12 protein-coding genes are annotated in these 15,273 nt (G+C 39.7%); 3 read left to right on the top strand and 9 right to left on the bottom strand.

Annotated elements, in window-relative coordinates; all coding sequences use genetic code 11:
- The first annotated feature begins 212 nt into the window (after nucleotides 1-212).
- The 3 genes from MN200_RS08670 to MN200_RS08660 all read left to right on the top strand — a co-directional run bounded on the left by MN200_RS08670 (nucleotide 213) and on the right by MN200_RS08660 (nucleotide 5,284).
- Nucleotides 213-2,312 carry an EAL domain-containing protein gene (locus MN200_RS08670; RefSeq protein WP_242759182.1) on the top strand — a complete coding sequence of 700 codons (2,100 nt, stop codon included), beginning with the start codon at nucleotides 213-215 and terminating at the stop codon, nucleotides 2,310-2,312.
- Between the two features lie 478 nt (nucleotides 2,313-2,790).
- Entirely contained in the window at nucleotides 2,791-3,852 is a 1,062-nt protein-coding gene (locus tag MN200_RS08665) for a 3-deoxy-7-phosphoheptulonate synthase (protein WP_010326643.1), read from the top strand.
- A 238-nt stretch (nucleotides 3,853-4,090) separates the two neighbouring features.
- Nucleotides 4,091-5,284 (top strand): PilT/PilU family type 4a pilus ATPase, encoded by a 1,194-nt coding sequence (locus MN200_RS08660; RefSeq protein WP_242759180.1) that lies wholly within the window; start codon nucleotides 4,091-4,093, stop codon nucleotides 5,282-5,284.
- 46 nt (nucleotides 5,285-5,330) lie between these two features.
- Here the strand turns inward: MN200_RS08660 and MN200_RS08655 are convergent, their stop codons facing one another.
- The 9 genes from MN200_RS08655 to sstT form a co-directional block, all read right to left on the bottom strand.
- The gene (locus MN200_RS08655; RefSeq protein WP_242759178.1) at nucleotides 5,331-6,509 is read right to left on the bottom strand and encodes an MFS transporter; all 1,179 of its coding nucleotides are present in this window, start codon (nucleotides 6,507-6,509) and stop codon (nucleotides 5,331-5,333) included.
- Nucleotides 6,510-6,769: 260 nt separating this feature from the next.
- Entirely contained in the window at nucleotides 6,770-7,144 is a 375-nt protein-coding gene (gene gcvH / locus MN200_RS08650; RefSeq protein ID WP_176537700.1) for a glycine cleavage system protein GcvH, read from the bottom strand.
- A 71-nt stretch (nucleotides 7,145-7,215) separates the two neighbouring features.
- On the bottom strand, nucleotides 7,216-8,244 hold the full coding sequence (locus MN200_RS08645; protein WP_004979806.1) for an AraC family transcriptional regulator: 1,029 nt from the start codon (nucleotides 8,242-8,244) through the stop codon (nucleotides 7,216-7,218).
- Nucleotides 8,245-8,547: 303 nt separating this feature from the next.
- Entirely contained in the window at nucleotides 8,548-10,398 is a 1,851-nt protein-coding gene (locus MN200_RS08640) for an ABC transporter ATP-binding protein (RefSeq protein ID WP_126036372.1), read from the bottom strand.
- A gap of 237 nt (nucleotides 10,399-10,635) precedes the next feature.
- Nucleotides 10,636-10,983, bottom strand: coding sequence for a hypothetical protein (locus MN200_RS08635; protein ID WP_162788934.1), 348 nt, complete (start codon nucleotides 10,981-10,983; stop codon nucleotides 10,636-10,638).
- Nucleotides 10,984-11,096: 113 nt separating this feature from the next.
- On the bottom strand, nucleotides 11,097-12,335 hold the full coding sequence (locus tag MN200_RS08630) for a mechanosensitive ion channel domain-containing protein (protein WP_058869564.1): 1,239 nt from the start codon (nucleotides 12,333-12,335) through the stop codon (nucleotides 11,097-11,099).
- A gap of 264 nt (nucleotides 12,336-12,599) precedes the next feature.
- Nucleotides 12,600-13,136, bottom strand: coding sequence for a DUF2058 domain-containing protein (locus tag MN200_RS08625; RefSeq protein ID WP_005399509.1), 537 nt, complete (start codon nucleotides 13,134-13,136; stop codon nucleotides 12,600-12,602).
- A gap of 20 nt (nucleotides 13,137-13,156) precedes the next feature.
- Entirely contained in the window at nucleotides 13,157-13,825 is a 669-nt protein-coding gene (locus MN200_RS08620) for a YoaK family protein (protein ID WP_058869566.1), read from the bottom strand.
- Between the two features lie 39 nt (nucleotides 13,826-13,864).
- On the bottom strand, nucleotides 13,865-15,058 hold the full coding sequence (gene sstT, locus MN200_RS08615) for a serine/threonine transporter SstT (RefSeq protein WP_058869567.1): 1,194 nt from the start codon (nucleotides 15,056-15,058) through the stop codon (nucleotides 13,865-13,867).
- Nucleotides 15,059-15,273 lie beyond the last annotated feature (215 nt).

Below are 15,273 nucleotides of genomic sequence, written 5' to 3'. Positions count from 1 at the left end.
GTGTAATAGTTGCAATTTTTCATTGGTATACGCTTATATAAGTTGTATATGATGCATATTGTGATGGTAATCACGCAGCGTCATTATACTTATATTTACTTTTTTGTTTTTCATTTTTTTTCATTGTTTTTCATGACTTTGCTTGATTTCTTTTTTAAACAATATGTCTGGTTATGGACTAAACCAGCAAGTTTAAGTTGCAGATAATTATTATGTCTCGAACCCATTCACAGCCTAAGAATAAATCTAAAAATATTGCTTATGATCAACAGGCAGGAATGCGTTCTACTTCAAAAAAAAACCACAATCTGATTGATATTATTCCTCAGCTTTTTTGGATTCATAATGACCTCTGTAAATATATAAATTTACCCTTACGTCATTATGTAGGCGGAATGGATTTATCTGCAGATAGCTTTAATTTGGTCGAATATATTCATCCAGAAGATGTGCCAGCATTAGATGAGTTTTTGCATCAACCGATAATTGCCGAGCTTGCATTTGAAAAAACCTGTCGGATTCGTAATCATCAGGGCCAGTATCATTGGTTCTTAGTCCAAGGTGAAATGGATCGCTCGACGGCTGGATTTCAACTGAGTTGCACTGATATTCATCTGGGCATGAAAATTTATATCGAGTCTTTGGCGCTGTTACGTGCCCATTCGGATATGTTAAATGCCAGCGTAGACTGCATTATTGCGGTTGAGCCAGATGGCACGGTCACCCATATGAATAAGTCGGCATGTGTCATGTTATTGGGAAGTGCAGATGTTAAGGACTTTGGTATGTCTTGGGTCGAACTTTTGCCTCCTGCGGTGCGTAAAAAAGCCAAAAAAGCATTGCATGATGCAGGCCAAGGCCAAATTTCCCGTTTTAACGGCATGAGTTTATCGGACGGTAAAGTTTATTATTGGGATAATGTTCTGACACCTGTACTTGATGTTGACGGAAAAACCCAGAGTATTTTATGTGTTTCACGTGATATCACGCTGCAATATTTGACTGAACAAAAATTAAAACAAGGCAGCGAACGTGATGAATTAACCGGTTTAAATAACCGGCGTGCGTTTAAAGAAAAAATCAGAAAACTGTATAACAGCGCACGTGATAAAAAACAAAAGTTAGCCGTCATGTTGATGGATTTAGATCACTTTAAAACCATCAATGACACACTGGGTTATACGGCAGGTGACCACCTTTTAAGAATTTTATCGAAACGTTTAAAACAAATTTTAGAAGGACGTGCTTTCTTGGCACGTCTTGGTGGGGATGAGTTTGGTGTGATTATTCCGAATGTGCAGGATATCGGTGAGCTCAATCAAATTGCCCAGCAGATTTTGCAACAACTCGAGATTCCCATCACATTTTCGGGGAACTACATCAATGGTGGTATGAGCATTGGATGTGGCCTCTATCCAGATGATGCCAATGACCTCAGTGAGTTACTCAAATGTGCCGACACAGCACTTAATGATGTTAAAGCACAAGGCCGTGGCGGTATGCGCATGTTTGATCAGGATATGTTTAATGCAGTACGGGAACAATCTGAACAACTGAATTGTGCGCACCAAATTATTCGTAATGTTGCCATCGAGGCTTTCTTTCAACCGAAGGTCTGTTTAGATTCAGAACGAATTATTGGTTATGAAGCGCTATTACGCTGGCGTGATGATCAGAATAACATTCAAAGCCCTGCACGAATCGCAGCAGCTTTTAATGATTATGAGTTATCCAGCCGTATTGGTGAGATTATGCAGCATCAGGTTTTCAAGCAGATTACTGAATGGTGGGCAAAAGGCTTACACATTGTACCCATTTCAATTAATGCAGCACCTGTTGAGTTTATGCGTGATAATTTTGCGGAGATCTTTTTAAAACGTCTCAAATCCTACCGCATACCCTCAAAATTTGTTGAAATTGAGGTTACTGAATATCATTTGGCTGAACGCGGCTATGAATATGTGGTTCGTGCTTTAAAAAAACTCAAAGCAAATGGTGTGCGAATAGCACTGGATGATTTTGGTACGGGGCATTCTTCTCTTACTCATTTGCGCGATTATCCTGTTGATATTATTAAAGTTGACTGCTCTTTTGTACAACGCTTAAGTGATGATAAATCGATTTATGCCATTGTCGAAGGGTTAGCCAAACTCGGCCCGATTTTATCAATGGATATCGTTGCCGAAGGCATTGAAACCGAAACACAATTGCAGCTGTTAAGAGATATGGGCTGTCATATTGGGCAAGGTTATCTGTTTAGTCCACCTGTTTGTGCTCAGCAGGCAGAAATGCAGTTGCTAAAACTACACTAGGCTTCATAGCGACTGTTCTCATGAACTCAAACATGATAGGCCATTAAGTTAAAGGCAAAGGCTTAAACGGAATAGAACAGAATTTTTTGTATAAAAAAGTGTTGTAAAAGCAAAAAAATCAGCGTATTTTAAATTTCAGATAACATATTTTTTGAAGATATAAAAATGTTAAAGCAACCTGTAATCTCTAACGCAAATTATTACTTCTGGCAATTTAGATAATTGCCTGAACGCGTTCGGGCATCAAGAGGTTGCCCACCTAGTTAATACCTGATCGGCAACCCTGGTCAGGTTTTTTTATATCTGCTGTTTTAATAAATTTTGGAGTACTTCATGAAAACAACTAACTATTCATACTTTAGCAACTTTTATTGGTTTTACTTTAGTCAATTTATGACTTTAGCCCAGCAATCCATTAGACCCATAACGCTCAAATAAAAGATCGGACTGAACACCACAGTCCAAAGGATACAAACCAATGAATGCTCTAAATACTGCACTACAAAGTACTCAAACGACAGTTCAAGAAACACTTTTAAGTTTGCCGCAGCAACTCAAAGCGCAGTTGCCACTTTCAACGCCATTAAAACTACAAATTGCTGAACAGCGTCAAACCATTCAAAATATATTAGAAGGCAAAGACCATCGTTTAATGGTCATTACAGGCCCGTGTTCCATTCACGACCCTATTGCGGTTTTAGAATACGCTGAAAAGTTAAAACAATTACAAACCAAAGTTTCAGATCAGATTTTCTTCGTAATGCGTGCCTATATTGAAAAACCACGGACTACGGTGGGCTGGAAAGGTTTTTTATACGATCCTTTACTTGATGGATCTTCCAATATGCAGTTGGGATTAGAGCAGTCTCGAGCATTGTATTTAGCGATTATTGAAATGGGTTTGCCGATTGCTACAGAAATTTTAAGCCCGATGGCGACTGCTTATTTCGACGATCTGTTGGCATGGGGAGCTATTGGTGCGCGTACCAGCGAGTCGCAGATTCATCGTGAAATTTCGAGTCATATGCCGTTTAGTATTGGTTTCAAAAATGGCACAGATGGTTCAATTCAAATTGCTCTGGATGCGATTCAGTCTGCATCAAACCCTCACCAGTTCATGGGAATTGGGCAGCAAGGCATGGCATGTATGCTTCAGTCCCAAGGAAATCCGAAGCCACACTTGATTTTACGTGGTGCAAACTCGGGGCCTAACTATGCTTTAGCCGATATTCGTCATATGCAAGATAAAGTCAAAGATGAATTACCTGCTTTGGTGATTGACTGTAGTCATGGTAACAGTAGTAAAAATCCACTCAATCAACCTAATGTATTGCGTAGCATTGTTGCAGAACGTACGCAAAGCAATGTGTGTGGTGTCATGCTTGAAAGTCATTTGGTTGATGGTAATCAGAAAATTTCAGATGACATGGTCTATGGTCAGTCTGTTACCGATGGCTGTTTAGGCTGGGAAAAAACCGAGCAAGTACTTTTAGAGGTTGCCGACACATTACGCAGCCACGCTGTTCAACGTAGTGCTTAATCAACGCAACCAAAAAGACCTTTCAATGAAAGGTCTTTTTTTTGTGATGCAGTTCAAAAAATTAAGATAATAAATTGAAAAATAAGCTAAAAGTTATTTATCAAACGATAAATTAGGTTGAGCTAGAGCATAAACTTATGCAAAATCAGAAGCCTGAAACAACACGATAAAAATTGTATTTTGAATAAAAGAAATGCTTTTTAAAGTCAGCTATTTGCACTAATTTTTAGAGAACACTATGTATTCTGCAGAACTTTTAGAAGAAGCCCGTCGGATGATGTTTCACATGCTCAGCAAAGTGGTTGAGTATGGTGGCTCAGACTTATTTATATCTGCAGACTTTCCGCCAAGTATTAAGCATCAGGGCCTTATGAAGCCATTGGGTCAACAAAATTTGCCATCTGATCAGACTAAGCTCTTTGCTTATAGCTTAATGAACGAAAAGCAACGATTGGAGTTCGAAACTGAGCTTGAGTGTAATTTTGCAATTAGCGTTCCCAATGTTTCGCGTTTTCGTATCAATGTTTTTCAGCAGCAACTGCATGTGGGGATGGTGATTCGTACGATTACCGCGGAAATTCCTAACTTCACCAAGTTACAACTTCCAACGTCTTTAAAAGACGTGATTATGGAAAAACGTGGCTTAGTATTGGTAGTTGGGGGTACAGGGTCGGGTAAATCTACGTCTTTGGCGGCCATGATTGATCATCGAAATGAAAACTCGGCAGGGCACATTATTACGGTTGAAGACCCAGTGGAATATGTTCACAAGCATAAGAAATCGATGATTACTCATCGGGAAGTGGGTGTAGACTGTCATTCTTGGCACAATGCTTTGAAAAATACTTTGCGCCAAGCGCCCGATGTCATTTTAATTGGTGAAATTCGTGACACGGAGACTATGGAGCATGCCATAGCTTTTGCAGAAACAGGCCACTTATGCCTAGGCACATTACATGCTAATAATGCAAATCAGGCTTTAGATCGAATTATTAACTTTTTCCCAGACGAACGTCGCAATCAACTTTTGATGGACTTATCTTCCAATATGAAGGCGATTATTTCACAGCGTCTGGTGCGAACTGAAGATGGTCGTGGTCGCCGAGCAGCAGTGGAAATCATGCTCAATACGCCGTTGATGTCAGACTTGATACTTAAAGGGAATTTCCATGAACTCAAAGAAGTGATGTCGAAGTCACGAGAGCTAGGTATGCAGACCTTTGATCAGGCTTTGTTTGATTTATACAATCAAGGTGCAATTGCTTACGAAGAAGCGCTACGAAATGCAGACTCGGTCAATGAATTACGTCTACAGATTAAATTAAAGAGTAGTCGTGCTAACCCACAGTTAAACTCAAGTAGTGCTTTGTCTTTTGATCAAGCGGTTGCCGAAAAGGCCAAAGAAGCTGAAGAAGAGAAAGACGACGCTTAATTTTTGAGTCCGTATGTTCATTACTATGGGCATACGGATTGATGTTTTAAGCGGTTTTCTTTCTATTCGTAATAAAGGCATAGAAAAATAAACTTAAAACGGTTGTCAGTGCACAGAATAAATAGGTGAAGCTATAACCTTGCTTAGCAATGAGTATACCTAACAAAACAGAGCCAAGAGCAATACCTAAGTCATACATGGTAAAGAACGTGAAGGTCGCATGGCTAATCCGATGCTTTTCTGCACCTTGAATAGCTAAAGTTTGTAGACAAGGCTGTGCAGAACCAAAGCCCATGCCAACGCATACTGCCGCAACCAATAAACCCGTCAGAGATTGAATCTGACTGAGAATCATAAGCCCCAAGCTAAATAATATAATCGCTGGGTAAATCACATAACTTGCCCCACGACGGTCATAAACTTTGCCTGTAATCGGGCGTAGACTCATCATGGAAATCGCAAAGACGATAAAAAACAAGCTCGCGTAGTTCAGTAGATGTTTAGACTCTGCATAAGTTGAAATGAACGACATGATACTGGCATAGGAAAAAGAAACGATCATGCCCATAATTGAAATATTCAAGGTTTTAGTTTCAACAAAGTCATGGATACTGAGCTTGCGCTTCACGGCGGGTGTCAATTTTTGAGTGGACTGCTGAATTGGGATAAAGAAGCAAAACAAGAAACCGAGACAGACACTAAACGCTAAAATCCCTGCGACCATTGGATAGGATCCAAACTGGATCAGGGTTAAACCGAGGAATGGCCCAAGTACAATCCCCAGATTAATGGACATGACAAAATAGCCCATGCCTTCGCCTTTACGTTTTTCTGGAATAAACTCATTGACGATAGGTACGGCAACTGTGGTGACGATGCTGAACCAAATGCCATGTAGAAAACGAATCAGTAGTAACAGTTGTAAATTATCAGCAAACAAATAGGCCAAGGAAAACAAACAAAATAGGGCCTCTGCGATAAAAAGCGTTTTCTTATTGCCCAATTTTTCAATAATGAGTCCGCTAAAAGGGCGAACTGCGATAGACGATGCCATGAACAAAGTCATGGCTAAGCCTGCTTGTGCAAGGTTTCCTCCCAAATCATTCAAAATATAGATTGGGAGGATTGAAGTCTGTGCAAAGTAAAAGATGAACAAAAACAAATTGTTCGCTAAGCAAAGAATAAAAGACTTATTCCATAGTGATGATGTATTGAGAGCAGACATGCAGAACCCTTGGCTCGAAGATGAGGCCACAGAACGTGAACTGTTGTTATTATTTTATGCAAAAGCTAGGTCACGGCTGTGAAATTAGAACAACTAAATTATAGGATAATGCACGTGAAAAGTGTAATTATAGCGATAAATTCTTGTGTTTAATCGAGATTAATATATAAATATAGAGTGAATTTATCAAAATAAGAGTATATATGTAAAAAATCAGTCCGTAGACTGATTTTTTTGAGCCGTAAATATGAATACTAGGCTTATAGACCCGCTTCATAGGCTGTGCTTGAAAGGAGTTGTTCTACATCTGCGATATTGTCTGGTTTGATTTTATAAATCCAACCTTTACCATAAGGGTCATCATTGACGAAATCAGGATCATCTTCCAGATTGGCATTGATTTCTATTACGGTGCCAGAAACTGGTGCATGAATATCAGAAGCTGTTTTTACAGATTCAACCACACCCGCTTGTTCGCCCGCAGTGATTTGTTGACCAACTTCTGGTGTTTCAACATAGACTAAATCGCCTAAAGCATCCTGTGCATGGTCTGAAATACCAGTTACAACAAGATCACCTTCAATACGCACCCATTCATGTGTACTTGCATACTTCAATTCTGAAGGATGATTCATGAATAACTCCTTAAAATACAAAAATCATTTTTCGCATGATTTATACATGCTTTTCTATCAAAACAAAAGATCTATAAATACGGATCTTTACGCCAATTACTCGGGCTGCGTCCACTCCAACGCTTAAAGGCTCGGCTGAAATTTGCCACATCACTATATCCCAGTTCATCCGCAATTTGCTCTAAGCTATAGTCTGTACGTGACAAAAGTGACGTGGCATGACGGTAACGCACTTCATCCACAATGGTGGAAAAAGATGTGCTTTCAGCAGCCAGTTGGCGTTTCAGTGTTCGATCAGACATGTGTAAGAGGTCAGCCACATGCTCGATGCTTAAATAGTGTTGTTCTGAGCGCGTCAAAATGTCACGTACACGCATCGATAATCTTCGGCGTTCGCCCATGGCTGAGAGCTCAGCTTCACATTGATTAATGGCTATTTGGCTTGCAAGTGGATCAGCATTGACCATTTTAAAACCTAGATAATGCTTATCGAAACTCAAAAGTAAATGTGGTTGATCAAAGCGAACACTATGGTTTGGCAGCTTTGCTCGATAGCGATCAAAGCCTTCTGGTTCTGGAAAATCAAAATCAATTTCCCCAGCCAGATTTTCAATGCCCGTGAGCGCCTTGCTCATAGAAACAATGCCAAAAATAATACTGATCGCAATATCGGTACGCAACGGTTCTATATCGACATCACAGCGTAATTGTAAAGTCGCTTTTTCGCCAAAGGTGGAAAAGAAAAGCTGCAAAAAAGGCATGCGCAGTTGAATAAAGCGGTTAGCAAGTACCAAGGCTTCGCCAATATCATGGGTGGTCATAATGGCATAGCCAATGAAGCCATGAATTGAAATACGCATTTGCGTGCCTAGATGGTAGCCAAGCGTGGGCTCACCAGTGAGACGGCTGGCCAACTTCACAAGTTCATTGGCAGTATGAACAGGTATGCGAAAGTCAGGCTCTGCGAGTTGTTCGCTCGTGAGTTGAAAAGGGGAAAATAGCGTCTCTGCGTTATAGCCCCAACGAGACACAACATCTAACAACAATAAGCCATAAACACCAGGAATTCCTTGATCTTGGCGAAGTGAAACTGTTTTCATGCGCGATCCATTGCATTTTTCTTTCTTATCTGACTAAAGTTATATTGGCATGAATATTTCAAATTCATGGAGCATATTGTTGGACAATATGTTCCGAGCCTATATCAATTCAGTATCCTTTTCATTTCTGATTTAGTAGAACGATATTATAAATATCATAAATTTCTGAGCAAAAATATAAGACTCTCGATAAAAGTAAAGGCTCAGCAAATGATGCTAAAAGTTAAGTAAAATCTTTTCAAAATCAGCACACTAAAATCATTGATGATAATGATCTATGCGTGCTGAAAATGGAAAGTAAAATTAGGCTTCTTTCTTTTTAATTGGATGTTGTTCCGTTAAAAATCCACCTGTTTGACGCTGCCAAAGGTGCGCATAGATACCATTTTTTTGAATCAGCTCTTCATGTGTCCCTTGTTCTGCAATACGACCTTCATCAAGCACAATCAAACGATCCATTTGAGCAATGGTTGAAAGACGGTGAGCAATCGCAATCACCGTTTTATCTTGCATTAAGTCATCAAGGCTAGATTGAATTGCAGCTTCAACTTCTGAGTCTAGGGCACTGGTGGCTTCATCTAAAATTAGAATCGGTGCATCTTTCAAGAACACACGAGCAATGGCGATACGCTGACGTTGGCCACCTGAAAGTTTCACTCCACGCTCACCAACATAGGCTTCATAACCTGATTTACCACGTAAGTCAGTCAGCTGAGGAATAAACTCTTCGGCTTTGGCTTTACGTACAGCAGCATACATTTCTTCATCACTGGCATTGGGACGGCCATATTTGATATTTTCTGCGACACTACGGTGTAGCAGGGAGGTATCTTGAGTCACTAAGGCAATATTACGACGTAAGCTGTCTTGGGTGACATCTTCGATATTCTGTCCATCAATTAAAATTTCACCCTGTTTCAATTGATAAAAATGCAGTAATAGTTGAATCAGTGTTGATTTCCCTGCACCAGAGCGACCCACGATCCCAATTTTTTCACCAGCTCGGATGCGTAGGTTTAAATTGTCGATGACATTTTTACTGTTGTACGCGAAAGTGACGTCTTTAAATTCAATCACGCCTTGTTTAACCTCAAGGTCTTTGGCATCAGGTTTGTCTTGAATGGTGATCGAACGACCGAGAGTTTTCATGCCATCTTGAATAGTGCCGACACTTTCAAAAAGTGCTGAGGTTTGCCACATGATAAATTCAGCAATACTGCTCAGTTTTAAAATCATAGCCGTTGCAGCAGCAATAACACCGAGTTCAACTCGCCCATTCATCCATAACCAAACTGCAGTACCCAGTACACCCGCGTACAGCACTATGTTTAAAAACAGGATGCTTATTTCATATTTGGCACCTAAACGCATTTGTTTATAGACGGTGACCATGAACTCCTGCATCGAGGCTTTGGCATATAAGCTTTCACGTCCTGCATGGGCAAAAAGCTTCACTGTTTGAATATTGGTATAGGCATCGGTAACACGACCAGTCATTACAGCTCGGGCATCAGCCTGTTCATTTGAAACTTTGCTCAAACGTGGGATGAAGTAATACGCAGCACAGATAAACAACGCCAACCAGACCAGTAAAGGCAATATTAGGAGTGGGGAAATAGCGGCAAGCACCAGATTGACCGTGACAAAATAAATCAGCACATAAGCCAACATGTCACCCAAAATAACCCAAAACTCACGTATTGCCAGTGCGGTTTGCATGACTTTTGCGGAGAGGCGTCCTGCAAAGTCATTGTGAAAAAAGTCGAGACTTTGCTTCAGCAGTAAATTATGAAAGCGCCAGCGCAGACGCATCGGAAAAGTGCTAAATAATATTTGGTGTTTAATAATCGACTGTAAACTCGCAAATAAAATATTGGCCAATAAAATACAGAATAAAAGGACTAAATTTGAACCATGTTCTGCTAAAAATGTTTCTGGCTGGCTTTTACTGAGCCAGTTTACTAAGTCACCAATTTTGGCATAAAACAAAGCTTCAAAACTGGCAGCACCAGCTGTGAATAAAATCAAAATCAACAAATAGCCACGTACACCTTTAGCGGCCTGCCATACAAACGGAAAGAACGTGGTCGGTAAAGGTTGGTTTAAACCTTCTTCTGGATAGGGATCAACACGTTTTTCAAACCATTTGAACATGAATAAAACCTTCTAAAAATAAGCCATTTATAAGGTAATGGCTTGTTTTATAAATAAGCAGAATTTGAAAATTTTAGCATGAAAAGACCTCAGTGGTCTGTGTAAATTGCGAGAGACTAAACGATGTTGTAGCAGTATTGATAGCAAGAAATGTAGATGAATAGATATAAAAGTCTGATATAGAGAAGAGTGATAAAAGGGAATCCAACCAAATGAATCCCCAAGATACTTAAAGCATTAGTTTGCTTGAGCTTCTGATGTCGCAACCGAATCAGATGCAGCGGCTTCTGAAGCAGGTGCTGCATTTTCAGTTGCAACAGCAGCTTGAGTGGTTTCTACAACTTGAGTTTCTGCTGCAAAAGAAGATGTCGCTACTACAGCTAAAAGGGCAGCACATAAAGATTTATTTAAAGTATTCATTTTAGAAAGTCTTACAAAGTGAAAAGGAGTGGCTAATTTAATGAAGAGAAAAGGTTGATATTGTGATATTGAGGTATATTTCATGTAAATAATCACATAATTAACTTGCATAATACACAAGGTAAATAACACAGTTGTTGAAAAACTAATGTTATGTATTTTCATAATTTTTATTCTAGAGTTGGTGATTTAGAACGTATATTAAAATGCCTATTCTTCGTTTTTAAGACCTTAGTATGCTAAAACTAGAGTGGTTTTAGCATACCAAAGTGAAAAAATTACGGGTTTGACATTGCGATTTGCATGTCATATCCCGATGGTGCTTGGTAAATTTTGAGACCAAATTCGGGAAGAATGGCAATCAAATGATCGAAAATATCCGACTGAATTGCTTCATAGTCTTTCCATGCAATTTGATTGCTAAATGCATAAATTTCCAGTGGCAAGCCTTTTTCAGTCGGTTGTAACTGACGTACGATTAAAGATTGGTGTTTTGAAATGTTCGGATGCTGATTAAGGTACAGCTCAACATACGTACGGAAGGTCCCAATATTGGTTAAACGTCGCTGATTACAAGGAGATGTATTGCTCAATTTCTGATTAAACTCAATCAGCTCTGTACTCTTGTGATCTAGATATTGGTCTAATAATAAAAACTCTTTAAGTTTGCTTTGTTCTGCTTCAGACATAAAGTGAACGCTACTTTGGTCAATATAAAGTGAGCGTTTGATACGACGTACGCCTGCCTGTGACATACCCCGCCAGTTTTTAAAAGTATCAGTGACCAATTTGTTGGTTGGAATTGTGGTAAAGGTTTTATCAAAGTTCTGTACGGTGATGGTATGTAATGACATATCAATGACATCACCGTCTGCATTCAGGGATGGCATTTCAATCCAATCTCCAATACGCACCATGTCATAGGATGAAATCTGAACAGAAGCCACCAAAGACAAAATGGTGTTTTGGAAGACCAACATCAGCACTGCTGCCATAGCGCCGAAGCCCGCTAGCAAGGTGAAGACATCTTTTTTCAGGAAAGTTCCTAAGATCATCAAACCACAAACGATGAAAATAATCAGTTTGATCAGCTGTAAATAGCCTTTGATGGGCTTATTTCTAGACTTCGGATTGCGTTGATAAACCAAATTGAAGATATTCAGTAATTCACCAATCGCGAGCGCAATGGTTAAGAAAATAAAGGCCTGTGCCGCCATTTGGACAAAGCTGACCATTTTCGCAGACAGGTGAGGAACGGTGACGATACCATTCATAATGACGATTGCTGGGACAATGTTCGCAATTCGACGAATCACGCTATGCTGTGACATGATGTCGTGATTGGCAAATTTTAGCTTAGTGATGAGATGCCGAATACCACGAACGACAACATGCTTGGCAATAATATACGCCAGTATAGCCACTAGAATAAGTATGCAGAATCCTGTCAGCATTTCGATCCAAGGATACTGATCTGACCAGTCTTTTAAACTCTGTATGAAATGAAAATTATCCAAAATGCGATCTTCTTTTGATTAAAACACTGCAAATATTGTAATCAGCTATACGAATTAAGCAAATTGTGTCACTAAGTTTATACATGTTATCAACGACTTGTTTATTTACTCTCTTAGATTCAGCTTTTAAGTCATTATTTGGATTTCGTGAAGTATAGCTCGTTGATGGTCGCGGGATATGTCAGATCAGTGGAGTGGTAAATTAGTTTTATAATGAACTAGGAAAAAAGAAGCTTCCAATAAGGAAGCTTCTGATGGTTCAAATTACCACATGAGATCATCAGGGATCACGTACGCAGCGTATGGATCTTCCTCATCTGTGACTGCCTCATTTTTCTCTGAGGTATTTACGATAATAAAGCCTTCAAGTTTGGCATTAATACGATCAGCTAAAGCTTTAGGTAAGAAGGCATAACTTTCATGATCCCGTGCAATCACGAGGCTACCAGCAACCAAGGCATTATAAATTTGTTGATTGATATATTGTTTTTTGATTTTGCCATCGTCAATAAACTGATAGGCCACGTCACCATCGGTATCCCTGATTTTATGCTGCGTGATCATTTGAATGATCGTCGCTTTGAGCTCTTTTTCTTGCAATATCGCTTTCTTCTCAAGTTCAATAGCTTGATCTTTGGCCTGTTTTTGCTGTTTGTCTTGTGCAATTTTTGCCTTGATCTCAGCTTCACTGCTTTGACCTGTTCTTTGCTCATGCACTGCTTGTTTAGAAAGTTTTTTGGCCTTTTTGTTGTCAACTAAACCGGCTTTGAGTAACTGAGCCTGTAATGCATTTTTTACCATAGCGAATTCCACAACTGCGTTTAAAAACGACGATAACGAAAGTAAATGATCCAATATACAACACTAAGGATCAAGCTGAATGCTGTTGGAACTAAAAAAGAATTGAGTTTTAAATAGGGATACATCCAACTTGCACAGAGTCCGCCGATCAAAAAGCCACTTAAAATCAAAAGATGTAAAACTACACGCCGACGCTCAACCACGAGTCCGCGCACACGATAACCAAGCGCTAAGCCGAGATCGGTAAGAACACCCGATAAATGTGTAGTGCGAATGATGGTGCCTTTATAATGGCTCACCATGGCATTTTGCACACCCATTGCGACACAGGCCCAGAGTAAAGCATAGCGTGGAAAATAAGGCAGAAAGAACCAACACAGAAAAATAAAAAAAGCCACTAACGTGAGTGGTACGCCATAGCGGCGTCCCAATCGAAAGTGACTATTTCCCAGAATTACACCGCTATAAAATGAACCGATGACATAGCAGACAGTTACTAATAGCAAATATAAAATGCTTTCGGGTTGCCAGTGTACAAGCGACATCGCCAAAACACTTACATTACCAGTCATATGGGAAACAGACTGGTGTAAAACAGTCACCAGTCCTAAGACATTAATCATTCCTGCATTGACTGCAAGAAAGAATGCCCCCAGTTGAATCCAAAGTGGTAAGTGTTGAAATGGCATAACTTCAAAAAAGAAATAATATACTGATTCTACAATATATTATTTTGAAGCGCGGTCAACTGCTGCAGTAAATAATACGTCAGTTGATGAGTTCAATGCGGTTTCAGTAGAGTCTTGTAGTACGCTAATCACCATACCAATTGCAACCACTTGCATTGAAATATCAGATGAAATACCAAACAGTCCACACGCAACAGGGATCAACAGCAAAGAACCACCTGCGACACCAGAAGCACCACATGCTGAAACTGTTGCAAGCACAGATAAAATCATCATGGTGGTAAAGTCAACATTAAGACCTAGTGTATTGACTGCTGCCAGTGTAAGCACAGTAATAGTTACTGAAGCACCCGCCATGTTAATGGTCGCACCGAGTGGAATGGCTACGCTTGCTGTAGATTCAGGCACACCCAAACGTTTTGCAAGATCTAAGTTCACAGGAATGTTCGCAGCAGAACTTCGCGTGAAGAAAGCAGTGATACCACTTTCACGTAAACACTGAAATACCAAAGGATATGGATTGCTACGTGTTACCACAGCAACCATAAGCGGGTTGATGACTAAGGCAACGAAAGCCATTGTGCCGAGTAAGACCGCCAATAAGTGTGCATAGCTTGCTAATGTGCTTAAACCTGTTTCTGCAAAGGTTACCGCCACTAGACCGAAAATACCGATAGGCGCAAAGTTAATCACCAAACGAATCACGCTATTTACTGCGTGTGCAGTATCATTGAGTAAGTCTTTGGTTGAGTCTTTGGCATGACGGAATGCAGCACCCAAGGCCACAGCCCACGCTAAAATACCAATGAAGTTTGCTTCACTAATGGCAGTTACAGGGTTAGCAATAAAGCTCAGCAGTAGGTTCTTAAAGATTTCAATCAAGCTACTTGGTGGTTGTAAGTCAGTATTCGCAGGTAAGTTTAAGAACAAAGTACTTGGGAAAGCGATGCTGACAGCAACTGCTGAAAAAGCAGCCAGTAGCATACCCACGGCATACATGATGATGATAGGACGTAAATTCGCACTATGACCTACTTTAAAATTTGCAATAGAAGCAAGAACCAAGACAAATACAAGTACAGGCGCGACAGATTTTAACGCTTTAATAAATAAGTCGCCTAGCAGGCTCAAATAAGGTGCAACGCCTGGGAAAACAAAGGCTACACCAATACCCAAAATAATGGCAATAATAATTCGAGTAACTAGACTCATTCGCGCTAAAACAGAAAACATAGAGGCGCCTTGTTGAAATTACGAGGACAAAATACGGATTTTAAGTGCGCCATTTTATACCTAATTTGCTAACTGACTGAAAAATATTTAAATATAAAAATTAAGTTATTGTAATTCCAGTTTTTATTATTCATTTTAATTCATAAAAACGACATATTTAATGGATTTTTATCATAAATGCCTGCTTGATATTTCTCACTAAATTGAAAAAGTAC

The organism is Acinetobacter sp. LUNF3 (assembly GCF_022699605.1).
GTDB classification, from domain to species: Bacteria; Pseudomonadota; Gammaproteobacteria; order Pseudomonadales; family Moraxellaceae; genus Acinetobacter; species Acinetobacter johnsonii.
This window is presented reverse-complemented; position numbering and strand designations above follow the sequence as displayed.